The sequence below is a fragment of the Herbiconiux daphne genome (genome assembly GCF_024979295.1).
Lineage (GTDB): Bacteria > Actinomycetota > Actinomycetes > Actinomycetales > Microbacteriaceae > Herbiconiux > Herbiconiux daphnes.
This window is the reverse complement of record NZ_JANLCJ010000412.1, coordinates 1-692: the sequence shown is the minus strand read 5'-3', so window position 1 is coordinate 692 and position 692 is coordinate 1. Positions and strand designations below refer to the sequence as shown.

At 35.7% G+C, this 692-nt stretch carries 1 protein-coding gene; it reads left to right on the top strand.

Annotated elements, in window-relative coordinates; genetic code table 11:
• Positions 1-268: hypothetical protein (locus N1032_RS25550; RefSeq protein ID WP_259543404.1), on the top strand; the 268-nt coding region annotated here is incomplete at its 5' end.
• Positions 269-692 lie beyond the last annotated feature (424 nt).

Genomic DNA, 692 nt, shown 5'->3' with positions numbered 1-692 from the left:
CAGAATCATATCAGGTGACATGTTCATTCCTGCTACAGTTCAATACAAGGATTCACAAGCAAACTCAACATTGGAAGCACACAACCTTATTGCCGTAATTGGTACATATGACTCAGTTCTTCACTCAATCGACATTTCTGCTGTTAACTCAGGACCAATAGGAATTTCAAATGACCTTGGTACATACCTTGAAGCATCTGACATTGCCGCAGTTCCAAAGAGAACAGTGACAAACGGTCTATTAAGACTTGTTGTTGAAATTAACTAATCCGTAAGGGTTAAACAAATTTCGGGAAATTGGCAGTAAAATGTCAGTTTCTTTTTATTTTTAAAAAGTTGGTATGGAATTTTGAAATATAGTGTATAATATATATACCACACAATTTATAGGAAGTTTCTAATGATGCTAAGTTAGAGATGGGCGATAGGTTGTGTATAGTTGTATGTGCCGAAATACCCTGTGGCAAGGGTGATGATGTGCATATGGCGGCAATGAGATGGATTGACCGGCGGGTTATGAAGTTGAGTTGTATGGAGCGATTGATTTATTAGATTGATTTCAAAAGCATAGAAGGTAATTTATTACCAGACAATGGGAGTAGAAAGAAGTTGAACGAGCGATTGCTCTTTTTTTATTTTTGAGTTGGGTCGGTTACATTGATATTGTGTTATAATTTTAATATATTGATTAT